The 23,970-nt window shown below is 70.8% G+C and carries 15 protein-coding genes; 9 read left to right on the forward strand and 6 right to left on the reverse strand.

Going from position 1 to position 23,970, the window contains the following annotated elements; genetic code table 11:
* Window positions 1-92: 92 nt before the first annotated feature.
* The 7 genes from KV381_RS25750 (at window position 93) to fxsT (ending at window position 11,446) form a co-directional block, all read left to right on the forward strand.
* On the forward strand, window positions 93-449 hold the full coding sequence (locus tag KV381_RS25750) for a CU044_2847 family protein (protein WP_086777095.1): 357 nt from the start codon (window positions 93-95) through the stop codon (window positions 447-449).
* Between the two features lie 79 nt (window positions 450-528).
* Window positions 529-2,406 carry a trypsin-like peptidase domain-containing protein gene (locus KV381_RS25755; RefSeq protein ID WP_158101221.1) on the forward strand — a complete coding sequence of 626 codons (1,878 nt, stop codon included), beginning with the start codon at window positions 529-531 and terminating at the stop codon, window positions 2,404-2,406.
* Between the two features lie 127 nt (window positions 2,407-2,533).
* Window positions 2,534-3,553, forward strand: coding sequence for a MoxR family ATPase (locus KV381_RS25760; protein ID WP_086777093.1), 1,020 nt, complete (start codon window positions 2,534-2,536; stop codon window positions 3,551-3,553).
* A 97-nt stretch (window positions 3,554-3,650) separates the two neighbouring features.
* Window positions 3,651-6,956 carry an SAV_2336 N-terminal domain-related protein gene (locus tag KV381_RS25765; protein WP_266490025.1) on the forward strand — a complete coding sequence of 1,102 codons (3,306 nt, stop codon included), beginning with the start codon at window positions 3,651-3,653 and terminating at the stop codon, window positions 6,954-6,956.
* Entirely contained in the window at window positions 6,953-7,129 is a 177-nt protein-coding gene (locus tag KV381_RS25770) for a YxD-tail cyclophane-containing RiPP peptide (RefSeq protein ID WP_158101220.1), read from the forward strand. The genes KV381_RS25765 and KV381_RS25770 overlap by 4 nt, the downstream gene beginning before the upstream one ends.
* A complete protein-coding gene (locus KV381_RS25775) occupies window positions 7,126-8,358 on the forward strand; it encodes an FxsB family cyclophane-forming radical SAM/SPASM peptide maturase (RefSeq protein ID WP_086777091.1) in 1,233 nt (410 codons plus the stop codon). The genes KV381_RS25770 and KV381_RS25775 overlap by 4 nt, the downstream gene beginning before the upstream one ends.
* Window positions 8,359-8,467: 109 nt before the next feature.
* On the forward strand, window positions 8,468-11,446 hold the full coding sequence (gene fxsT, locus KV381_RS25780) for an FxSxx-COOH system tetratricopeptide repeat protein (RefSeq protein WP_218786451.1): 2,979 nt from the start codon (window positions 8,468-8,470) through the stop codon (window positions 11,444-11,446).
* 86 nt (window positions 11,447-11,532) lie between these two features.
* Here fxsT and KV381_RS25785 read toward each other — a convergent pair whose 3' ends face one another.
* The 4 genes from KV381_RS25785 to KV381_RS25800 form a co-directional block, all read right to left on the reverse strand.
* Window positions 11,533-15,339 carry a multifunctional oxoglutarate decarboxylase/oxoglutarate dehydrogenase thiamine pyrophosphate-binding subunit/dihydrolipoyllysine-residue succinyltransferase subunit gene (locus KV381_RS25785; RefSeq protein WP_030079435.1) on the reverse strand — a complete coding sequence of 1,269 codons (3,807 nt, stop codon included), beginning with the start codon at window positions 15,337-15,339 and terminating at the stop codon, window positions 11,533-11,535.
* A gap of 282 nt (window positions 15,340-15,621) precedes the next feature.
* The gene (locus tag KV381_RS25790; RefSeq protein ID WP_030626151.1) at window positions 15,622-16,698 is read right to left on the reverse strand and encodes a HAMP domain-containing sensor histidine kinase; all 1,077 of its coding nucleotides are present in this window, start codon (window positions 16,696-16,698) and stop codon (window positions 15,622-15,624) included.
* The gene (locus KV381_RS25795) at window positions 16,695-17,432 is read right to left on the reverse strand and encodes a response regulator transcription factor (protein ID WP_030079431.1); all 738 of its coding nucleotides are present in this window, start codon (window positions 17,430-17,432) and stop codon (window positions 16,695-16,697) included. Before KV381_RS25795 ends, KV381_RS25790 begins: the two co-directional genes overlap by 4 nt.
* 234 nt (window positions 17,433-17,666) lie before the next feature.
* Window positions 17,667-18,395 (reverse strand): spermidine synthase, encoded by a 729-nt coding sequence (locus tag KV381_RS25800; protein ID WP_030626153.1) that lies wholly within the window; start codon window positions 18,393-18,395, stop codon window positions 17,667-17,669.
* A 242-nt stretch (window positions 18,396-18,637) separates the two neighbouring features.
* Between KV381_RS25800 and lon the strand changes: the two genes are divergently transcribed.
* Entirely contained in the window at window positions 18,638-21,055 is a 2,418-nt protein-coding gene (gene lon, locus KV381_RS25805; protein WP_218786454.1) for an endopeptidase La, read from the forward strand.
* A 145-nt stretch (window positions 21,056-21,200) separates the two neighbouring features.
* On the opposite strand, the gene KV381_RS25810 is transcribed toward lon, so the two are convergent.
* A complete protein-coding gene (locus tag KV381_RS25810; RefSeq protein WP_179889548.1) occupies window positions 21,201-21,953 on the reverse strand; it encodes a polysaccharide deacetylase family protein in 753 nt (250 codons plus the stop codon).
* Window positions 21,954-22,266: 313 nt separating this feature from the next.
* On the opposite strand from KV381_RS25810, the gene KV381_RS25815 reads away from it, so the two are divergent.
* Complete coding sequence (locus tag KV381_RS25815; RefSeq protein WP_193462506.1) at window positions 22,267-22,749, forward strand: MarR family winged helix-turn-helix transcriptional regulator; 483 nt, start codon at window positions 22,267-22,269, stop codon at window positions 22,747-22,749.
* A gap of 118 nt (window positions 22,750-22,867) precedes the next feature.
* Here KV381_RS25815 and KV381_RS25820 read toward each other — a convergent pair whose 3' ends face one another.
* Entirely contained in the window at window positions 22,868-23,662 is a 795-nt protein-coding gene (locus tag KV381_RS25820; RefSeq protein WP_218786456.1) for a hypothetical protein, read from the reverse strand.
* Between the last annotated feature and the right edge of the window lie 308 nt (window positions 23,663-23,970).

A 23,970-nucleotide genomic window follows, 5' to 3' on the forward strand; every position in this document is an offset into this window, starting at 1 on the left:
CCTCTCGCCCGGCGGGCTTCGGACACGTAATCTTGGCGACCGCATCAAGTCATCTGCAGGGCCAGCGCCTTGACGCGCGGATCGGGGGAGCCGTGAGTGGTCGCGTACAAAGAATCGATCTCGGTGACGGCAATATTGTCCATGCGCGCGTGAGCGCCGCCACAGGTTACGGCTCCTCCGACCGGGACGTCGGCGTCGCCGACGGCGCGGTGGCCCGCCTGGAGCAGCTCGACGAACTGATCTCGCGTGTCGGTGGCACGGTGCTCCGCGCCGCCGCGGCCGTGAAGCCACATGAGGCGTCGGTGACCTTCGGGGTGGAACTGACTGCCAAGCCAGGCAAGGCGATCGCGATCCTGGCGGATGGCGAGGCCAAGGCATCGGTGCAGGTCACCCTCGTCTGGCAGTTGGGCGAGCAGGCCCCGGAGGGGCCGGCCGGCACGGATGCCTGAGGGCCTGACCAGCCTTGATGCCCTTGTCCGGGCAGCTACGGTCCGCTTCCTTCCGGACGACGATCCGGACAATGCCCAAATGTGGGGCAGCGGCTTCTTCGTCGCACCGGGCTGGATCGTGACCGCCGCGCACGTGCTCCTGCCATACCTGCGCGAGGACACCGACCGGCCCTTCTGGGCGGCTGGCGACGAACAGCGCTACGGCGTCGCGCCGACGCGTGTGAGGCTGCGGCAGTGGCTCGTCAGCGACGTGTGGAGCGACTCGGTCCCGGCCCAGCGGGACCTGGCGCTGGTGCAGCTGCTCGACGGACACATCGACCACGAGTGCGTCTGGCTGGGCGACAGCGCAGCCTCGACGGGCGGAGACCGGGTTTCCTTCGGGTTCCGGCCGACATCGGACGAGGACGACCGGGTGTACGGGCTCTGGCGCGGCGAGGTCCGGGCCAACGTGGATGACGGTGCCGTTGCCGTCCGGTTCGGCCCACAGGCCGAGTTTCCGCCAGGAGTCTCAGGCGGCCCCGTCCTCGATCCCGCCACCGGCGCCGTACGGGAGATCGTCAAATCCGGCCGTGTGGGGCAGGACGGCGGCCGGGCTGTGTCGGCTGCCGCCCTGCGCGGATTCGGCCCCCTCTACCGCGAGGTGATGGACGCCCACGACCGCTGGCACCACGCGCGGCGTGAGGACACCGGCAGCTGGATCGCGCACCAAGCGCGACTGGAGGCCGCCGAGAGCGCCGGGGCCGAGCGATGGTCCAGCGATGACAGGGTTCAGGCCCTCAACCACCTGGCCGCCCTCGCTCCGCCACCGGAAGGCGTCGTGGCCGACCTGGCCTCGCACGTACGCGACCAGCGTCTGCCCCGCATCGACCCGGGCCCCGTCACCTGGCGGGACGGCCACGGACTGCTCTACGACGAGGACGGCAGACCGCTGCCCGCCTACGTCTTCATGCACTACCTACGGCTCGCTGCCCTGCTCGCCCGGGGCTACGGGGCCGACACCGGCCGGCTCGACAGCTGGCTCGCCCGCCGGCTCCACCAGCTCCCCCCACAGTTGCGCCGTCTCGTCGAACAGGCTCAACTGCCCGACACGCGGAGCGCGGAGCGGATCGTCATCCCCTACCCTGGCCCCGACGATCCCGGCCACATCGTCGTCGTCGAGCTTGACGAACTGCCTTACGGGACCCTGCACTGGCAGATCAGAATCGACGACGGCAGCGCCGACGACGAGATCTTCGCCGCCGAGGAGGACCCCAATGGGGTGGTGCCCGCCCGGCTCCGGACTCATCTGCGTGACCCCCTCGTCCAGGCGTTCCGTATCGCCGATCAAGCGAGCGGCGGAGCACCGGCGCCGTGCGAAGTCGTGCTCCCCGCCTCGTACTTCGACACGCCGGTGCACCGCTGGCAACTGGCGGACGAGGCACCCCTCGGTGACCCGGCCCACCTGCCGGTGGGCGTGCGGCGACGGATCGTTCTCCGGAACGTGGACCGGCGTGGGGAGCCCGACCGGCACCGCTTGGAACGGTGGTCGGCCGCAGTGGGCTCCGGCCCGTTCTCCGCAGGCCGGATCCCGCCCGCCGGAGGGCTCCTGAGGGAGCGCCACATCTCAGGACTCCCGCCGTCGGGCATCCCGGTGCTCTGCCACCGAGCGGGCCTGGGGACCGGCAATCGGGCGATGGAGTCCCTGCTCGCCGCAGGGCACGGCATCGCCCTGTGGCGCATCGACGGTCATGACAGCGGGCCGTGCGGCGCCGACTGCGAGGATCTGCACAAGGGTGTGGCCGAAATGCTGGCCGGAACCGGATCGGCTCCCGAACTTCCCGACCGGCTGCGCCGGATCAGGGAGGAGATCCACGAGGGGCGAACGGCCGGGCACTGGGCCGAGGCCGTCGCCGTCCTGTACGACGACCCGCGCCGACCGATCCCCGAACGTCCGGCATGGCCGGTGGATTCGCCATGACGATGTGGCCGGAAAGCAGCTTTGGCCCGGCACCGCGGGGGTACATTTCCCGGAGTCCCTCACGGGCGCTCCCCGCCCCCGTCGGCCGGAGCGTGGAAAGGCACCGATCGCCGACGAGGAGTGGAAGATGAGCGACTGGCTGATTTACCGGGGCGAGGGCGATCCGGCCCCGGACCGGATCGGCGCGCTTCCGCCCCCACCCCCTTGGCGGACCTTCGCAGGCGAGCCGACCGGGCTTCCGGTCCCCGAGCCGGACTCCTCGACCACACGCCGCCTCGGCGGGCGTCCGCTCCTGCCCGTCCAGGACGAGGAAGCGATCCAACTCATCAACGCCGCGCTGTATCTGCGCCGACCGCTCCTGGTGACCGGTGAACCCGGCTCAGGCAAGAGCACCCTCGCCCATGCCGTCGCCCAGGAACTCGGCCTCGGACGGGTCCTGCAGTGGTCCGTCGTCAGCCGTACGGAGCTGAAGCAGGGGCTGTACGAGTACGACGCGATCGCCCGCCTCCAGGACGCCCAGCTCTCCCGCGAGCGTGGCGGACCGGATGCCCCCGGCGCACAAGGCATCGGCGAGTACATCAAACTCGGTCCGCTGGGCACGGCACTTCTGCCCGCCGAACGGCCCCGGGTCCTGCTCATCGACGAGCTGGACAAGAGCGACATCGACCTGCCCAACGATCTCCTGAACGTACTGGAGGAGGGCGAGTTCCGGATTCCCGAGCTGGAGCGTGCGGCCAAGCGCGAGGGCGGCGCGGCCACGGAGGTCCTGGACGATGACGGCCGGACGGTCCCCGTCAGTGGCGGCAGGGTCCGCTGCCGTGCTTTTCCCTTCGTCGTGATGACGAGCAACGGTGAGCGGGACTTTCCTCGGCCACTGCTCCGTCGCTGCATTCGTCTGCACCTGGAGCCACCGCGCAACGAACGGCTCGCCGCGCTGGTGCACGCCCACTTCGGGGAGGGAGCCCACGAGGTCAACCGCGATCTTCTGGAGCGTTTCGGCCGGGGCGACGATGGGCTGCGTCCCACGGACGAGCTGCTCAACGCGATCTTCCTCACCCAGCACACCGACGCCAAGGGAGGCAACCGGCGGGAGGAAATCGCCCGGCTGCTGATGCGCCCCTTGGAGCAGCATCCGCCGCAGCGGTGACATCGCCATGACCCCCGCAGCCCCTCAAGGCTCCCGGCCCGCTCCCGACGAGGCCCTCGGCCGGCCACCCAGCACACTCACGGCCCTGGTCGCGCGCATGCGGGAGGCCGGGCTCGACGCCACCGCCGAAGACGTCGCGGACGCCTTGTGGCTGGCCCAGTGGACGGACCCCTTCCCGCGCCGGCCGGAGGCATGGACGAAGCAGGAACGGAGCGTGCCCGAGGGCCCCACGGTCCCGGAGAGTGAAGGGCGCCCTTCACCGGCACCTCGTGTGCCGTCGAACGCCTCCGACACCCCGCCCGCAGAGCGTGCGGCCCTGCACGTCCCCGCCGGTGACAGAAGGCGCCGCGGCGACGCAGGCCGAGGCCTGGCCGCGGCGCATGTACGGGTTCCCACCGCATCGACCTTGCCCGACCCGCTCGCCCTGCAGCGGGCCCTGCGTCCTTTGCAGGGCTTCCACTCACCGTCGCCGTCCGGGCGGGGCACGCTCGACGAGAATGCCACGGTGCACCGGGCGGCGGAGACGGGGGTACTGCAGCCGGTGCTGCGTCCCGCACACCGCCGTGAGGCACGAGCCCAGTTACTCATGGACGTCTCGTCCTCGACCGCAGTGTGGGAACAGACGCTCGACGAATTGCGGGAGACCTTTCTGCGGTGTGGCGCGTTCCGTGAAGTCCGCGTCCACTACCTTCACGAGGACCAGGACGGCGCCCCAGGCATCTCCACCGATTTCCGCCCGCCCACCAGCCCTCTGCCGTCCCCGGCTCAGCTGACCGATCCCACTGGCCGCCAGCTCACGCTGCTGCTCAGCGACTGCGCCGGGCCGATGTGGCGCAGCGGCGCCATGCACCGGCTGCTGCACTGCTGGGCCGCAGCCATGCCGGTCGCGGTCGTCCAGCCGCTGCCCCAGCGCATGTGGCGCAGCACTCACCTGCCTGCTCGGCCCGGCCTGCTCCTTCGGCCCGAACGGCAGGCCGGACGGCTGGAGTTCGTCTCCGCAGGGGACAGGCCACCGCGCACGGTTCCGGTTCCCGTACTTGCCCTGCATCACGTGTCGATGGGGGCCTGGGCGCGGATGCTGTCCGGCGCCGGACAGCTGACGCAGCGCGCCGCCGCGGCGTGGGTCGGTCCCGGGATGGTCCCCGCCGCCAAGCCCGCGGGCTCAGCCGCTGTCCCGGCCTCGGAGCGGGTCCGGGTCTTTCGCCGGCACGCTTCTCCTACCGCGGTCAGGCTTGCCCAGTGGCTGACCACAACCCCGCTGGAACTGCCGGTCATGCAGCACCTCCAGCGCGCCATGCTCCCCGAGAGCGGACCCGATGCCCTCGCGGAAGTGCTCCTGGGCGGCCTGCTCACCCGGGTCGAGCGGGAACCCGGAGATGGCCTCGCCTACGCGTTCCGCGAGGGAGTCTGGGACGAACTGCACCGCAGGCTCGCCCCCGGGGATGCCGGCCGGGCCCTGAACCATCTCTCCCGCTACGTGGAGGGACGCTGGGGACGCACCGCCCGAAACTTTCCCGCTATGGCTGTGGCCTACCTCTCCGGTACGGTCGACCCGCCCGGCCCGCCGGATGGCCTGGACGACCCCTTGCAGCGGGAGTTCGCCATCGTATCCGCTCAGGTTCTGCGTGGTTCGCTCCCACAAACCCGGACCAGCGAGGCACAGACTCCCGGTGAGCTGGCGGCCGATGCCCGGAGAAGGCTCGGACGCTTCCGGCGGCAGCGAACCGCCCGCGATCTCGACCTCGGCATTTCCCTGCTGGCCAAGGCCACGGAGGCGGAACGGCGGCGCCCCGACCGCTATCGGCTCTTCGCCGACCTCGCCGTCGCCTTCGTCGAGCGGTGGGAGGCGCGCCGTCTCGGCGAGGATCTCGGCGGCGCGCTGGCCGCCGCCGAGCGCGCGATCCCCGGCGTGCCTCAGGCGTACGGGACTCTCGCCACCGTTCTGCGGACTCTGTCCGAGGAGTTGGCGGTGGGGGGAGCCGGTACCGATGCCGTGCCGGAGCGGTACTGGCAGCGGGCCGCCGAGGCCGGCGCGCCTGGTGACGTGGAGGCCGTACGGTTCCTGCTGCTGGACGAAGCTCAGCGAGTTCTGGACCGTGCGGCCTCCGAGGACGGTGCTTCCGGACGGTCGGCGGCGATCGCTCGTATCCGGGTGCTCCAGCAGCTGGGCCGGGATTTCGGCGATCAGGCGCTGCGCCTTTACCACCCGCCCCCGGAGGCGCCGGACCAGTGGTACCGGACGATGGCTTTCCAGTCGCTGGAGGTGCTCGACGCTCTGATCGCGTCGAGCCCGTCACCTGCGCTGGTCCATCTGCGGGGCCGCTCACGGGTTCTGCTCGCCCGGCACTTCGCGGATCGGGTGGACCGCCCGACGACCGGGGACCACGAGCGTGTCCGGGCCCTCGCCGGCCCGGCCGCCCTCGACCTGGCTCAGTCGCTCGCCCGAATGGACCACGCCACCACCACCGACGGCGGAAGGACGGGCCTGGACTGGGAGTGGGCCTGGGCACCCGAGCCCACCGACCTCGTCGAGGGGTGGAAAGCCCTGGCGGAGGCCCACGAGCTGGCCTGGTTCGGGAGGGGCGTGGCCACCGGGCAGGAGCAAGCTCTGGCCGACCTCGCCGAAGCCCTCGCGCTCGCCGAGGCACTGCCGCCCGGCGGTCACCGTGACGCAACTCTGCTGCGTTGTCTGGAGGCGAGGGCGCTCGTCGAAATGCGGCGCTCCCGGGTGCCGGGAATCGACCGGCGGTCGGCCCTCGACCGGATCGTGGGTGCCTGGGCCGAAGTGCTGGAACGCACACCCGAATTCGACCCGAGCCGCGCGGGAAGTCTGCACAGCCACGGGGTGGCGCTGATGCTGCGGGGCCAGCTCGACGGCTCCGAGGACGGGTTGTTCGACGCCGTCCGGGTACTGCGCCGGAGCGTGGCGGAGACCTCGGAGAAGAGCCCCGAACTAGCCGTACGGAGGCTCGACCTGGGGCGTGCCCTGCTGTACCGCTACCGGGTCGCGGGAGCAGTGGTCGACCTCTATGAGGCCGATTGGATCATCGGGGCGGCGGGGCGGGGCACGGACCACGCCGAGACACGGGCCCTCGCGTACGGGGCCCGGGGTGAGGTGGCCGAGGAGCTCGGACTCGCCACCACGGCCGAGATACGGTTCGCCGAGGCGGCGGCCCACTACCTGCAGGCCGCTGACAGCTGGCTCGCTGCCGGGTCGGTGTCCGTAGCCGCTGCGCACCTGGAGAGCCGGGCCAGGATGCTGGAACGGATCGCCGGCCCGGACCGCGCACGTGTCGAGTACGACCGGGCACTGACCGTTCTGACGGACCACGGCGAGGAGAACTCCCCGGTCGCGTCCCGGCTGAGAGAGTCCGTGCGCAGGCTCGGAGCTGGTGACGAATGACGGCGACGTGCGAGGACAGCAGCAACCCCCTGCCCTCTTTCGGGCAGTTGGTCGCACTGGCCGAGGGCGGTGGCACGACCGGCCACCCGGTGCTGGACGCCGTTCTCACCGGACTCCGTCAACGTACCGCCGACGCCGGAAATCCGGTCGCGTACTACGAGGACGCCCCGTGACGGCTCGCACCCTGCCGCTGTGGCCCCACCGGACGCTGAGCAGCGCCGGGCTGACCCCGGTCCCGCTGCGGCAGTTCGTGATCAAGGTGCACAGCCGGTGCAATCTCGCCTGCTCCTACTGTTACGTATACCGCAGCCCCGATCAGAGCTGGCGCGAGCGTCCGCCCCGGGTTGCGCACGAGACCATGATCCGCACCGCGGAGCGGATCGGCGAGCATGCGCGTACCCATGGGCTGAACCGTATCCGGGTGGAACTGCACGGTGGTGAACCCTTGTTGGCGGGCCCCGAACCGCTCCTGGACCAGGTCCGGGCCATCCGCCTGGCTGTCCCCGCCGACTGCGAGGTGGCACCGACCGTCCAGACCAATGGAACGTTGCTCACCGGACCGGTCCTGGACCGGCTTGCCACCGAAGGCGTCCGGGTCGGCCTCAGCCTCGATGGCGGGAGCGCCCTGCTCAATCGGAGGCGAGTGAGTCATGGGGGACGGTCCTCCTGGCCGGCCGTTGCCCGTGCCGCCGCACTGCTGGCCCGGCGCGGCACCCAGTACGCGGGCATTCTCAGCACGATCGATCTCGACAGCGGTCCGAGCGAGGTGTACTCCTCGCTGCTGGAGCTGGGGCCGTCCGGGCTGGACTTCCTTCTGCCGCATGCCAATTGGGGGGCGCCCCCGGCCGGTCGGGCAGCCGGCCCGCCCGGCCGTCACCGGCCGAGCCCGGCACCCTACGGGCAGTGGCTGGCGGAGGTCTTCGACCTCTGGTGGCAGTCGGACGGGGTTCAGGTGGAAGTCCGGCTGTTCACCGAGATCCTGGCCCTGCTGCTGGGGTGGGAGAGTGCGGCCGAAGCTGTCGGTCTCTCCCCGATGGTGGCCGTCGTGGTCGACACCGACGGCGCCATAGAACAGGTCGACTCGCTCAAGTCCGCCTACGCGGGCGCCCCGGAAACCGGTCTCGACGTGTTCTCCAACTCCTTCGACGAGGCGCTGCACCACCCGGGCATCGCCGCCCGGCAGCTCGGCGAGGAAGGGCTCGCGCCCGAGTGCCGAGTCTGCCCGGTGCTCCGGGTGTGCGGAGGCGGCAACTACGCCCACCGATATGCCCCCGCCAGCGGCTTCCTGCACCCCAGCGTCTACTGCGCCGACCTTGAACACCTCATCCGGCACATAGCGCGACGGCTGGACGGGACACCGGTCCGCACGGGGACACCGAGGGGCGGCGGCACCGCGGTGTGATGCGGCAGACAGAGCCAATTGGTCGTCAACTGCCGTGTCTCGCACAATATCTGACGCACAATGGGATTGTTTGGGCGCAGGTGGACAGGTGGGCCGAGGAGGTTCCCGTATGACCGATGGTTCCGACCGCATCACCGTCCTTTTCGCCGGCCAGAGCGAATCCTGGGCCAAGTGGGTCGAGGAGGAATGCGGGACCGCGGGCATCGTCACGCGGCTCGTCCGCTGGGATCCTCTGCGCCGTCCTCCCCCCAGTGAGGCACTCACCGAACTGCTTGCCGAAGAACGTGTACTGCTCGTGCTGGACGACTGGTACCTCCGCTTCGACGCGGGACGGTACCGGGCCTGGGCCGCCGTGCTCGGCGAGCTGCTCCCCACACACCGGTCACGGATCCGTGCGGTCACCGTTACCCCGCATCGCCTCCCCGAGGCCGCCCGCAGCCTGGATCCGGTCAGCCTGCACGGTGTTCGGCGAGAGGAAGCCAAACAGCGACTGCTCACCGTCTGCGGACTGGACCTGGACGAACGCGCCGGGGTCGACCTCGATCGCGGGCTGAGGTTCCCGGACGAGCCCCCGCCGGTGTCGAACGTGGAGCGGCGCAATCGGCGTTTCGCAGGGCGCGACCGGGTGCTGGAACGGCTGCACCGACTTCTTCAGGGAGGAGGCGGGACAACCGCATCCGACCGTTCGGCCCTGGTTGCCCTGCAGGGTTCAGGGGGCATCGGCAAGACGGAGGTGGCCCGCGAGTACACCCACCGGTACGCAGGTGATTACGACCTTGTCTGGTGGGTCAGATCCCACACCCCGCTCATGGCCCGGGAGGACTTCGCGGAGCTCGCCGCCGCGCTCCACGTCGCCGACGGCGACGAACTGCGCGGTCTTATCGCCGCAGCCCAGCAACGCCTCGCAGGCCTCCGGCAGCGCTGGCTCCTCGTGTTCGACGGGGCGGAGAAGCCGCAGGACCTGGCGGAACTCATTCCCCACGGCTCGGGCCACGTGTTGATCACCACACGCGACGCCTCGTGGTCCGCGCACGGGGCCGACGTGGTGGCTCTGCCCCGTTTCGACCGGGCCGAGAGTATCGACTTCGTCTGCCGCAGGGCCCCCAGGCTCAGCGAGGAGGATGCCGATCAGCTCGCCGAGGTGGTCGAGGACCTGCCGCTGCTTCTCGACCAGACAGCCGCCTGGCTGGAGGCGTATCCGCTCATCGACGTCAGGCGCTATGTCGCGGACATCCGCGAGGGGGACCCACATGCCCTCGGAGTCGTGCCCTCGGGCGGCGACCCGCAGCGGTTCCAGGCCGTGTGGTCCACCACACTCAACTCCCTCGACGAGGAGGCGCCTCACGTCCATGAACTCCTCAAACTGATGGCCCACTTCTCCGCCGACATGGTTCCGGTCGGCCTGCTCCGGGCGGCGCGCGCCTCCGACCTGCCTGCTCACCTGGCCCGCCTGGTCGGCGAGCCGAGCGCCTGGAATTCCGCGCTGCGCAGGCTCTCGGAGACGACCGCCATGTCCCTGGAGTACGAGACCGGACCGCAGAACGACATCCTCACCGTCGGCTTCTTGCGGATGCATGGACTCTTCCACCGCTTCGTCCGCAGCACACTGTCGCCCCGCGACCGCGAACGGGCCTCCGAGACCGCCTGCAGGGTTCTGGTCGCGGCCGATCCCCGGGACCCGACAGCGCCCCGCCACTGGCGACGCTACGCGGACCTGATTCCCCACCTGGAGCCCTCGGGCGCCCTGGAGTCGGCGGACGAGGACGTGCGCAGCTTCGTTCTCAACTGTGTCGAGTATCTCCGTATGCGGGGCGAGTACGCCGACGGCTGGGATATCACCCGCAAGGCTCTCGACCGCTGGCGTACGGTGTCGAAGCCCACCGACCGGACCGTCCTGGTCGCGACCCACCAGTACGCCAACATGCTGCGGCGCCTGGGAAGGTACGCCGAGGCCGAGGACGTCGGCCGGGACATCCTGGAGCGGCTGTACCTCGTACCGGAGGCCCAGGGCATCGAGCTGCTGCGCGCCATGAACGGGCTCGGCGGCACGCTGATGGCTCTCGGAAAGTACGACGAGGCGCACCGCCTCTACGAGTCGGCGACCGCCATGGCCATCGAGCGTCTGGGCGACAGCACGGTGCCGCGCACTCTTGCCCTGCGCAGCAACCTGGCCCAGGCCATCGCTCTGTGCGGCCACTACGAGGACTCGCTCGGTCGGCACCAGTCGATCATGGAAGCACGCGTCCGGCTGCTCGGCCCCCGTAACGCCCTGACGTTGCTTTCGGCGCTGCACACCGCGTGGACGCTCCGCCTGCTGGGCCGCTATCCGGAAGCCTTCGCGCTCCAGGAACGCAACACCTCCCTGCACAGCCAAGTGCTCGATCGGGAGCACTCCCAGACCCTGTTGGCCCAGCACAATCTGGCGCTGTGCGCTCGCCGGGAGGGCAATCTTCCGTTCGCCAAGTCCCTGATGAAGCGGGTCCGGGAGAGAGTGACGCACCGCCGGGGCAGCCACCACCCGGAGACACTGCTCATTTCCACCGACTACGCCATGCTCCTGCGGGACATGGGTCTCGTCGACGAGGCGTGGAGCATCGCCGAGTCCACAGCCCGCACGTACGCCGCGCGGCTTGGAGAGAAGCACCCGTACGCCATCGGAGCCCGGGACAACTGCGGCGTCATCCTGCGGACCCTCGGCGAGCACGAGGCCGCACGGGTAATCGGTGAGGAGACACGGACGGCGATGGCGGCCGTCTTGGGCGCGGACCATCCCTGGAGCATCGGCTGCGCTGTCAACGCGTCCTCGGCCCGTGCTGCCACGGGCGATCCCGAGGGTGCGATCGAGCTGGGACGCGAGGCTCTGGAACGGGCCGAAGACGCCGTTGGCGGTGATCACATCCTGACGGCAGGTCTCAAGGCGGGGCTCGCCCTGGACCTGCGGACGACGGGCCTTGCGCGGGAGGCCGGGCTGCTCACCGACGAAGTGGCGCAGATGTTCGCCCGGACGTCCGGGAAGGAACACGGCCAAGCCCGGTTCCTGGCGTCGGGCGAGCGGCCCTACTGGGACTTCGAGCCTCAGCCGATCTGACCCGGCCGATCAGAAAACGCCCCGGCCCTCCCCCGCAAGGTTCGCGGTGGGAGGGCCGGGGCGTTCGCACGGTCCCGTGTGAATGATCAGGCCTCGAAGACCTCGTTGACCAGCTGCGTCTGCTCCGCCTGGTGGCGCTTGGCCGAGCCGACCGCCGGGGACGAGCCGTGCGGCCGCGAGATGCGGCGCAGGCGCTCGCCGTGCGGCACGTCCGAGCCGACCGCGAGGTCCAGGTGGTCGATCAGGTTGAGCGCGATGAACGGCCACGCACCCTGGTTCGCCGGCTCCTCCTGCGCCCAGAGGTACTTCTCGGCGTTCGGGTACTTCGCGATCTCGGCCTGGATCTCCGCACCCGGCAGCGGGTACAGGCGCTCCAGGCGGATGATCGCCGTCTCCGTGTCGCCGCGCTTCTCCCGCTCGGCGTCCAGGTCGTAGTACAGCTTGCCGGAGACGAAGACGACCTTGCGGACGTCCTCGGCCTTGACCGACGCGTCGCCGATCACCGGGCGGAAGCCGCCGGTGGTGAACTCCTCGATGGACGAGGCCGCCGCCTTCAGACGCAGCATCGACTTCGGGGTGAAGACGATGAGCGGCTTGTGGTGCGGGTTGTGCACCTGCCAGCGCAGCAGGTGGAAGTAGTTCGACGGCAGGGTCGGCATCGCGACCGTCATGTTGTCCTGCGCGCACATCTGGAGGAAGCGCTCCGGGCGGGCGGACGAGTGGTCCGGGCCCTGGCCCTCGTAGCCGTGCGGCAGCAGCAGCGTGACGCCGGAGGTCTGGCCCCACTTCTGCTCGGCCGAGGAGATGAACTCGTCGACGACGGTCTGCGCGCCGTTGACGAAGTCACCGAACTGGGCCTCCCAGATGACCAGCGACTCCGGACGGGCCAGCGAGTAGCCGTACTCGAAGCCCATCGCCGCGTACTCCGAGAGCAGCGAGTCGTAGACGTTGTACCGGGCCTGGTCGTCGGCCAGGTACAGCAGCGGGGTGTAGTCCTCGCCGGTGACCTGGTCGACCAGGACCGCGTGGCGCTGGCCGAACGTGCCGCGGCGGGTGTCCTGGCCGGCGAGCCGGACCGGGGTGCCCTCCATCAGCAGCGAACCGATGGCCAGGGTCTCGCCCATGCCCCAGTCGATCGTGCCGTTCTCCACCGAGGCCGCGCGACGCTGCATCTGCGGCATCAGACGGGGGTGGACGGTGATCGACTCGGGGATGTTGACCTGCGACTCGGCGATCCGCTTGACGACCTCGGCGGAGACCGCGGTCTCCACGGCCACCGGGAACGCGGCCTGCGGCTCCGGGACGTGCGGGGAGGCGGGCTGCGAGGTGGCCTCGCGGACCTCCGCGAAGACCTTCTCCAGCTGGCCCTGGAAGTCCTGGAGCGCCTGCTCCGCCTCTTCCAGCGTGATGTCGCCGCGACCGATCAGCGACTCGGTGTAGAGCTTGCGCACCGAGCGCTTCTTGTCGATCAGGGTGTACATCTGCGGGTTGGTGAACTCCGGGTTGTCGCCCTCGTTGTGACCGCGGCGGCGGTAGCAGATGAGGTCGATCACGACGTCCTTGTTGAACGCCTGCCGGAACTCGAAGGCGAGCCGCGCGACGCGGACCACGGCCTCCGGGTCGTCGCCGTTGACGTGGATGATCGGCGCCTCGATCATGCGCGCCACGTCGGTGGCGTACATCGAGGAGCGCGAGGACTCCGGGGCGGCGGTGAAGCCGACCTGGTTGTTGATCACCACGTGCACGGTGCCGCCGGTGCGGTAGCCGCGCAGCTGCGACATGTTGAGCGTCTCGGCGACGACGCCCTGGCCCGCGAAGGCCGCGTCGCCGTGGAGCGCGACCGGCAGGACCGTGAAGTCCGTGCCGCCCTTGTTGATGATGTCCTGCTTGGCGCGGGCGATGCCCTCCAGGACCGGGTCGACCGCCTCCAGGTGCGAGGGGTTGGCGGCCAGCGAGACCTTGATCTGCTCGCCGTCCAGACCGGTGAAGGTGCCCTCGGCGCCCAGGTGGTACTTGACGTCGCCGGAGCCGTGCATCGAGCGCGGGTCGAGATTGCCCTCGAACTCGCGGAAGATCTGGGCGTACGACTTGCCGACGATGTTCGCCAGGACGTTCAGCCGGCCGCGGTGGGCCATGCCGATGACGACCTCGTCGAGGCGGGCCTCGGCGGCGGAGTCGATGACCGCGTCGAGCAGCGGGATGACGGACTCGCCGCCCTCCAGCGAGAACCGCTTCTGGCCGACGTACTTCGTCTGCAGGAAGGTCTCGAACGCCTCCGCGGCGTTCAGCCGGCGCAGGATCCGCAGCTGCTCCTCGCGCTCGGGCTTCGGGCGCGGGCGCTCGACCCGGTCCTGGAGCCACTTGCGCTGCTTCGGGTCCTGGATGTGCATGAACTCGATGCCGGTGGTGCGGCAGTACGACTCGCGGAGCACACCGAGGATGTCGCGGAGCTTCATCATCGTCTTGCCGGCGAACCCGCCGACCGCGAAGTCCCGCTCCAGGTCCCACAGGGTGAGGCCGTGCTCGGTGATGTCGAGGTCGGGGTGCTTGCGCTGGTGGTACTCCAGCGGGTCGGTGTCGGCCATGACGTGGCCGCGGACCCGGTAGGAGTGGATCAGCTCGAAGACCCGCGCGGCCTTGGTGACGTCGTCGTCGTGCGAGGCGTCGATGTCCTTGAGCCAGCGGACCGGCTCGTAGGGGATGCGCAGCGCCTTGAAGATCTCGTCGTAGAACTCGTTCTCGCCGAGCAGCAGCTGGGAGAGGACGCGCAGGAACTCGCCGGAGGCGGCGCCCTGGATGACCCGGTGGTCGTAGGTCGACGTGAGCGTCATGACCTTCGAGATGCCGAGCTTGTTGAGGGTGTCCTGCGAGGTGCCCTGGAACTCCGCCGGGTAGTCCATCGCGCCGACGCCCATGATGAGGCCCTGACCGGGCATCAGGCGGGGCACCGAGTGGACGGTGCCGATCCCGCCGGGGTTGGTCAGCGAGGCGGTGACGCCGGTGAAGTCGTCCATGCCGAGCTTGCCGATGCGGGCGCGCCGGACGATGTCCTCGTACGCCTGCCAGAACTCGAAGAAGTTGAGCGTCTCGGCCTTCTTGATGGCCGCGACGACCAGCTGGCGGTCGCCGTTCGGCTTCACCAGGTCGATGGCCAGACCCAGGTTGATGTGCTCCGGCTTGACCAGGGTGGGCTTGCCGTCCCTCTCCGCGAAGGAGTAGTTCATCGACGGCATGGCCTTGAGGGCCTGCACCATCGCGTACCCGATGAGGTGCGTGAAGGAGATCTTCCCGCCGCGGGCGCGCTTGAGGTGGTTGTTGATGACGATGCGGTTGTCGAAGAGCAGCTTCACCGGGACCGCGCGGACGGATGTGGCCGTCGGCAGCTCCAGCGAGGCGTTCATGTTCTTCGCGACGGCGGCCGAGGGGCCGCGCAGCGTCACGTACTCCGGTCCTGCCGGGGCCTCGGTGGACTCGTCGGCCTTCGCCTTGGGCTTGGCGGGCGCGGCGGCGGGCTTCGCCGCCGCGGGCTTCGCCGGGGCCGGGGCCGCCGGGGCGGCCTTGGCCGGGGCGGGCTGCGCGGGAGCCGCCGGAGCGGCTGCGGGCGCGGCCTTCACCGGAGCCGGAGCGGCCGCCGGGGCGGGCGCGGCCTCGGCCGCCGGAGCCCCCGAGGCCCCGGCGCCGGGAGCGGGCTTGTCCGCCGTGCCGGTGGCACCCGGCTTGTAGTCGGCGAAGAAGTCCCACCAGGCGCGATCGACCGAACTGGGATCCTGGAGGTACTGCTGGTAGATCTCGTCGACGAGCCATTCATTGGCGCCGAAAGCCGCGGCCGGGTTGGTGCCCGGGCTGGCTTGGTCGGTCGAGATGCTCGAGTTACTGGGGGACTGAGACGACACGGCGGCAACCGCCCTCTTCCGCTTCACAAGGTGATGGACAGCGGAAATCAAGGCTACGCCCCCCGAACCGTTCCTTGCAGACCGGGCCGGTGCTTCGTCGTGCACATCACATCGAAGGGCGGGTTTCGGCGCAGGAAATGGCGGGAAACAAGCGAGGTTCCACTGCACTCCGGGTACGCAGGACCGTGGGTACGGTCCTCCGACCGTATCCCCTTGCGGTCCCCAGCTGGCAGGACACGGATGAACGTGCCCTTCCGGTTCGACCCTATGTCAACGACGCCGTCAACCGCGCTGCTCGGGGATTCCCGGGAGGGTGACCTGGATGCGGCAACCCCGCGCGGATTCGGCCACCCCGATCCGGCCGCCGTGCAGATCGACCGCCCAGCGGGCGATGGCCAGACCCAGTCCCGTACCGCCGTCGCTGCCCGGACCGTGCGGGGACGGCGCCTGGCCCCGGTTGAAGCGCTCGAACACCCGGTGGCGCTCCGCCTCCGGGATGCCGGGCCCCTCGTCCATGACCTCCAGCTCCAGCGACTCGGGATACACCCCGCGCCGCGCGAGCACCGTCACCCGGCCGTGCGGCGGGCTGTGCTTGACGGCGTTGTCGATGAGGTTGGCGACCACCTGGTGCAGCCGCTCGGCGTCCGCGTGCGCGGTGAGCTCCGGCGGCGAGACGTCCAGGTGCAGATGGACGTCCGTACGGGAGTGATTGCCCGAGCCCGACGACAGACGTCGCTGGGAGGCCGCGAGATTGGCCTCTTTCAGTACGCCCGAGAGATACGGCCACACCTCGAAACGGCGTGACTTGAGCGCCACCACCCCGTTGTCCAGCCGCGACAGGTCCAGCAGCGTCTCGACCAGCCGGCCCAGCCGCTCCGTCTGCTTCAGCGCCGTGCGCATCGTCTCCGGATCGGCGGCGGACACCCCGTCCACCACGTTCTCCAGCACGGCTCTCAGCGCCGCGATCGGCGTACGCAGCTCATGGCTGACATTGGCGACCAACTCCTTGCGGTGCCGGTCCTCCGCCTCCAGATCGTCCGCCATGCGGTTGATCGTCTGCGCCAGATCGCCCAGCTCGTCCCGCCGCCCGGCGCCGCTCACCCGGCGCGTGTAGTCGCCGTGCGAGATCGACCGGGCCACCGCTCGCATCTCGTCCAGCGGCGCGGTCAGACCGTGCGCCACGAACTGCGTGATCAGCAGCGTCGCGATCACCGAGAACACGGTGATGAACTGGAACTCGGTCCGGGTCCGCAGGGCGACGATCAGCAGCCCGGTGGTGATGAACACCGAGACCACGACGAGCGTGCCGAGCTTGGCCTTGATGGAGAAGGGCCGCATTCCGGGCCCTGGCCAGGTCATGGCGCCGGAGTCTCCAGGGCGTAGCCCACGCCGTGCACCGTACGGATCCGCTCCGCGCCGATCTTCCGGCGCAGCGCCTTGATGTGGCTGTCGACCGTGCGGGTGCCCGAGGCGTCCGCCCAGTCCCACACCTCGGCCAGCAGCTGCTCCCGGGAGAGCACGGCGCGCGGGGTGTTGGCGAGGCAGACGAGCAGGTCGAACTCGGTCGGCGTGAGGTGGACGTCCTCCGCGCGCACCCGGACCCGGCGCTGCGCGTGGTCGATCTCCAGCTCACCCAGGCGCAGTATCCCGCTGCGCGGGGTCACGGCGGCCAGCGCGGCCCGCTCCACCCGGCGCAGCAGCACGTGCACCCGGGCGGCCAGCTCCCGCATGGAGAACGGCTTGGTCATGTAGTCGTCGGCGCCGACCCCGAGCCCGACGAGCATGTCGGTCTCGTCGTCGCGTGCCGTGAGCATCAGCACCGGTACCGGACGCTGCGCCTGCACCCGGCGGCAGACCTCCAGGCCGTCGAAGCCCGGAAGCATGATGTCGAGCACCATCAGGTCGGGCTGCCAGGCCTCGGCCGCGTCCACGGCCGCGGGGCCGTCCAGCGCGGTCTGCACCAGGAAGCCCTCCGCCCGCAGCCGGGCGGAAATGGCGTCGACGATCGTGGCGTCGTCCTCGACCACCAGCACCCGGCGCTGAGCCCCCGGGGTGGCCGCGACGCCGTTGTGGGTGGTGTGTGTCTGTTCCATCGCCCCGCCCCTGCCCGTTCTCGCGGGAGCCATTCCCCCGCAAGGCACGGTCTTCGCTCGTGGTTTTCGTGGGTGATCCCGTGTGCCGGTCAGCAGCGTAAAGGCAGCGGAGGGCTCCCGGCTACGCAGGGTGTTGCCCGGCCGTGCGAGTTCACGCCCACCGGGCAACCGGATCGTCGCCCTTGTGCCGGTTGGCCCGTGCCACCGCCGGGTCCCGCATACCGGGAGGGGGGTTCAGGCGGCCCGGAGTGCGAGATGGACCACGTCGGGCACACCTCGGGCAACGGCCACCTCTTCCGTCCTAACCCCGCTGAACCCGGCATTCCGCAACGCCTGTTCGAAGGCCGGCGACGGCTGAGCGGACCAGACGGCGAGCACGCCGCCCGGGGTCAGCCGGTCGTGGCAGTGCGCCAGACCGGCGGCGGAGTAGAGGTGTCCGTTGTCCTCCGTGACGGTCCAGTCGGGCCCGTTGTCGATGTCCAGGCAGAGCGCGTCGTAACGCTCCGTGGCCGTACGGAGGTGGGCGACGAGATCCGTGTGCAGGATCTCGGTCCGCGGGTCCGCCAGCGCGGGCCCGGAGATCCGGTCCAGCGGCCCGCCCCGGTGCCAGTCCACGATCGCCTGCTCCCGCTCCACGACCGCGATCCGCCCCCAGCGCTCCTCCTCGGCGGCCCGGACCAGGGAGAAGCCGACGCCCAGGCCGCCGATCAGCACCGAGGGGCCCGTCCGTCCGGCGGGCAGCGCCGCGAGCGCGGCGTCGATCAGCAGCCGCTCGGAGCGCCCGTCGGAGGTGTCCATCAGGAAGCAGCCGTTGGCGATGATCTCGAAGTGCTCCCCGCGCTCCCGCAGCACGACCTCGCCGAACGGCCCTTCGCGGCGGTCGAGGACGACGGGGGCGTCGGCCGGGCGCGTCGGCAGCGGGTCGGGGGCGGGCGTCGAGGGCGTCGCGGCCGTCGCAGACATCGTGGGTCTCTCCGGTCTCCGGTCGTGGTGGTCGGTGTCCGCCATCCTGTCCCGCCGCCCGGGCCGAGTGCCAGCGGGTTCCGCACTCCGCGGGGCGGGAACAAGCGTCCGCCCCGCGGTGCTCCCGTAGACGGGCGGAGCCTGCGTGGCTGATCGCTCAGAGCGAACAGGCCCTGGGGAACATTCGGCGGCTCAGGAGCATTGAGTCCACATAGCTCAACTTGCCTGCCGAAGGGGAGATCATGACTAACGAGTCCCAGGCGTTCACACCGATCGACCTGCCCGTGCTGCCGCTCGACGACGAGGTCGTCCTGCCCGGCATGGTGGTGCCGCTCGACCTGTCCGACACCGAGGTCCGCGCCGCCGTCGAGGCAGCGCAGGCCGCCGCCCGCCCCGGCGGCGGAAAGCCCGAGGTGCTGCTGGTCCCGCGGATCGACGGTACGTACACGGGGACCGGCGTCCTCGGCACCGTCGAGCAGGTCGGACGCCTGTCGGACGGCGACCCGGGCGCGCTCATCCGGGCCCGTGACCGGGTCCGCATCGGCGCCGGGACCAGCGGCCCCGGCCGGGCGCTCTGGGTCGAGGGCACCGTCCTCGACACCGCCGCCCCCGACCCGCTGCCCGGATCCGCCGCCGAACTCGTCAAGGAGTACAAGGCGCTCGCCACCAGCTGGCTGAAGAAGCGCGGCGCCTGGCAGGTCGTGGACCGGGTCCAGCAGATCGACGACGTCTCCGCGCTCGCCGACAACTCCGGATACTCGCCGTTCCTCTCCACCGCCCAGAAGGTCCAGCTCCTGGAGACCGTGGACCCGATCGCCCGGCTGAAGCTCGCCATCCAGTGGCTGAGCGAGCACCTCGCCGAACAGGACGTGGCCGAGTCCATCGCCAAGGACGTCCAGGACGGCGTCGACAAGCAGCAGCGCGAGTTCCTGCTGCGCCGCCAGCTCGACGCCGTACGCAAGGAGCTCGCCGAGCTGAACGGCGACCCGGAGGACGAGTCCGACGACTACCGGGCCCGCGTCGAGGCCGCCGACCTGCCCGAGCACGTCCGCGAGGCCGCGCTCAAGGAGGTCGAGAAGCTGGAGCGCTCCAGCGACCAGTCGCCCGAGGGCGCCTGGATCCGCACCTGGCTGGACACCGTCCTCGAACTGCCGTGGACCGAGCGGACCGAGGACGCCTACGACATCCGCGGCGCCCAGGAGGTCCTGGACGCCGAGCACGCCGGCCTCGCCGACGTGAAGGAGCGCATCACGGAGTACCTGGCGGTGCGCAAGCGCCGTGCCGACCGGGGTCTTGGTGTGGTGGGCGGCCGCCGTGGCGGCGCGGTCCTCGCCCTCGTCGGGCCGCCCGGCGTCGGCAAGACCTCGCTCGGCGAGTCCGTCGCGCACGCCATGGGCCGCAAGTTCGTCCGGGTCGCGCTCGGCGGTGTCCGGGACGAGGCGGAGATCCGCGGCCACCGGCGTACGTACTTGGGTGCCCTCCCCGGACGCATCGTGCGGGCCATCAAGGAGGCCGGTTCGATGAACCCGGTCGTCCTGCTCGACGAGATCGACAAGGTCGGCTCCGACTTCCGGGGCGACCCGGCCGCCGCCCTCCTCGAAGTGCTCGACCCGGCGCAGAACCACACCTTCCGCGACCACTACCTGGAGGTCGAGCTCGACCTCAGCGACGTCGTCTTCCTCGCCACCGCCAACGTGCTCGAAGCCATCCCCGAGGCCCTGCTCGACCGCATGGAGCTGGTCCGGCTCGACGGCTACACCGAGGACGAGAAGGTCGTCATCGCCCGGGACCACCTGCTCCCGCGCCAGCTGGAACGGGCGGGTCTGGAGAAGGACGAGGTCGCTCTGGAGGAGTCGGCGCTGCGCAAGCTGGCCGGCGAGTACACCCGCGAGGCGGGCGTACGGAATCTGGAGCGGGCCGTCGCCCGGCTGCTCCGCAAGGTCGCGGCCCAGCACGAACTGGGCGACCGCGAGCTGCCGTTCACGGTGACCGACGCGGATCTGCGCGGCCTCATCGGCCGGCCGCACCACGTGCCCGAGTCCGCCCAGGACCCGGCCGAGCGCCGTACGGCGGTGCCGGGCGTGGCCACCGGGCTCGCGGTGACCGGGGCGGGCGGTGACGTCCTCTTCGTCGAGGCGTCGCTCGCCGATCCGGAGACCGGGGCGTCCGGACTGACCCTGACCGGTCAGCTCGGCGACGTCATGAAGGAGTCGGCGCAGATCGCGCTGAGCTTCCTGCGGTCGCACGGCGCGGAGCTGGAGCTGCCGGTCGCGGACCTCAAGGACCGGGGTGTGCACATCCACTTCCCGGCGGGCGCGGTGCCCAAGGACGGCCCGAGCGCCGGTATCACCCTGACGACCGCGCTGGCCTCGCTGCTCTCCGGACGGCTGGTCCGTACGGATGTGGCGATGACCGGTGAGGTGTCGCTGACCGGACGGGTGCTGCCGATCGGCGGCCTCAAGCAGAAGCTGCTGGCGGCCCACCGCGCGGGCATCACCACCGTGGTGATCCCCCAGCGCAACGAGGCCGACCTGGACGACGTACCGGCCGAGGTGCTGGAGAAGCTGGACGTCCACCCGGTCACCGACGTCCGCCAGGTGCTGGAGATCGCCCTCGCCCCGGCCTCGGCCCCGGCGGAAAGGATCCCGGCCGCGGCCTGACCGCCACGCAGTGACGGGCGCGGCATCAGGTGCGCGACCGGTACGGACGGCCCGCTTCCCGAGTCAACGGGGGCGGGCCGTTCCGCGTGCCGTGAGGGCCGGCCGGGCTCCGGACCGTTCCTCAGGGGCTCAGGGGCTCAGGGGCTCAGGGGCGGTAGATCGTGCCCGGCTCCGGCTCGGCGGGGGCCATCAGCTCGGGGACGGTCACGAAGGTGTAGCCGTCCTTCTGGAGCGCGTCGATGATCCCGGGCACGGCGGGCACGGTGCCCTTGTAGATGTCGTGGAGCAGGATGATGCCGTCCTTGCTCGCCTGGTCCAGGATCCGCTTCTTGATCAGCGCGGAGTCGTTGGTCGAGTAGTCCTTGGCGGTGGCGCTCCACAGCACCTGGGAGAGCCCCAGGTCCTTGCTGATCTCCGAGACCGTGTCGTCGGTGCGGCCCTGCGGCGGGCGCATCAGCCGGGGCTTCTTGCCGGTGATCTTCTCGATGGCCAGCTGTGTCTTCTCCAGCTCGGCCCGTATCTCGTCCGGCTTCCGGTCGGTCAGGACCTGGTGCGTCCAGGTGTGGTTGGCGACCTCGTGGCCCTCGTCCTCGATGCGCTGCACCACGTCGGGGTGCTTGATGACGTGGTGCTTGCCCAGCAGGAAGAAGGTGGCGTGCACCTTCTTCTCCTTGAGGATGTCCAGCAGCCTCGGTGTGTCCTTGCCCGGGCCCGCGTCGAAGGTCAGGGCGATGCACTTGGCCTTGCGGCAGTCCACCGGACCGAACGAGCCCTTGGCGTCCGAGGCCGCCTCGCCCCGTGCCGAGCCCGGTGCCGTCGTGTCCATCGAGCAGCCGCTCAGCGTCAGTGTGAGCGCCGTCACCAGCGCCGCGGCCAACCCCATCCCCGACAACGGCATCTTTCTGGGCACGACGCATCACTCCTCTGTGCGGAAATCCGCACAGGCGTGCGGTACGCCGAGGACTATACACAGCATGTATACGCTGGGTGCATAGTGGGGCCTCGGACCGCGAAGAGCCCGGTGACCTGGGTGGGGAAGCGGGTTCAGGTGCCGCCGTCGGTCCCCTTCTGCGGAATACTGTCCGGGCTGCGGGGCCGACCGGTCGCGGACGAAACCTTCACCGGCGGGACGCCGTGGGAATCGGCGGTACGCCGTGGGGATCGGCAGGACGCCGCAGGAATCGGCAGGGCACCGTATGAGGGGTACCGACGTGCGCGGGAACGACATCGAGCCGGAGCCGGGCACGCCCGACGAGAGCGGCGTGGACCATGAGTTCCTGGCGCTGGAGCGCGAGCTGGCGGTGTTCCTGCGCCGGGCGCGGGCCAGCTCGGGCGAGATGGCCCGGGAGGTCCACCCCGAACTGGAGCCCGCCGCCTACGGACTGCTCGTCCGCCTGGAGGCGGCGGGCCGGCAGCGGGCCACCGATCTGGCCGCCTACTTCGGCGTCGGCAAGGCCACCGTGAGCCGCCAGCTGCACTCCCTGGAGAACCTCGGGCTGGTGGCCCGCGAGCCCGACCCGGCCGACGGGCGCGCCTGGCTCGTCCACCTCACCGACGACGGCCTGGCCCGCTTCCGCAGCGTCCGGGACGCCCGTCGCGGGCGCTATGTGCGCAAGCTGGCCGACTGGGACCGGGCCGAGATCGCCGAGCTGGCCCGGCTGCTGCACCAGCTGAACAGCCGCGCGGAGAGCTGACCCGCCTGCCGCGCGGGCCCGCGGCACCGGCCTGCGGCGCGGGATGCCCGAACCGGCCTGCGGCGCGGGATGCCCGAACCGGCCTGCGGCGCGGGATGCCCGAACCGGCCTGCGGCCGCTAGCCCAACTCCACCAGGAGCGCGGTCGCGTCGTCGTGCGTCTTGCTCCGTCCCAGCCGTACCCGCCCCGCCTCCACGTCGGCGAGCTCCAGCTCCCGCACCCGGTCGATCAGCCCCTGCGGCCCCGCCTTCCGCAGCAGCCCCAGCGCGCCCGCCCAGTCGCCCTCGTCGAACACCTCCGTCCAGCGGCTCGCCCCGTCCGTGAGCGCGGCGAGGGCCCGGACGCCGGCCGCCGGGGTGCTGCCCGTCACCGCCCGCGCGGCCACCGACGGATCCGCGGCGGCCGTGAAGAAGCCGCCCTCCTTGTTGCGGACCGTGGAGTCGGCGATCTCGTGCGACGCGAGCGAGCCCGGCGGCAGCCGGTCCAGCCGGTCGTCGAGAACCGCCCGGACCGTACCGTCGGAGGACTCCAGCAGCAGGGCCGAGTCGGAGAGCACCAGGTGCTCGATCGCCTGTTCGTTCCAACGCGCCAGGACCACGGTCGCCTGAGGCGTACGCACGTGAGAAAGGTCACAGGTGACCCGATGGGCGTCGGCTGTACGCGAGATGGCCGCCGCCAGAATCCCGGTCAGGGTCAGATCAGGGCGGGAACCGGACAGTTCCACCAGCGCGCCGCCCAGCCGTGCGGTGAACCACGGGACCGAGTGCACACAACCGTCGTCCCCGCGCGGCGGGGTGACGCCGTCGAGCAGGACCAGCACCCCACCCTGGCCGGACGCGGGAAGAGACCCGGACGCCCAGTCCTCGTTGGGGCGTTCGGGACTGCCGGGAACGGTGGCGAGTTCGATGCGCATACAGCCAGTCTGCACGAGCCCTTCACCGTCCCCGCACGCGACCGGATATGGCCTGTACCAGCAGGTCAAAGGGTGCGCACCGGCCGGAAGGAGCTGCTCCGGACCGATTGCGGGCGGGCATCCTGCCAAAGGCGGAGCGGAAGTTCCACCCCATGGTCCACGCATGGTCAGAGACGCACCAGGGCAGACTTGTTCGCCAACTCCGGAGTGATGTTCACTCCTTCGAGTGGCGGAGCGGTTGATGCGCGCCCCCCTCTCATAAGCGCTGGAATGGTCGGAAGCCGTACCAGGAGCGGGGCGCCCTTCCA

Origin of the sequence: Streptomyces sp. WY228 (genome assembly GCF_019287315.1) — a bacterium.
Lineage (GTDB): Bacteria > Actinomycetota > Actinomycetes > Streptomycetales > Streptomycetaceae > Streptomyces > Streptomyces caviscabies.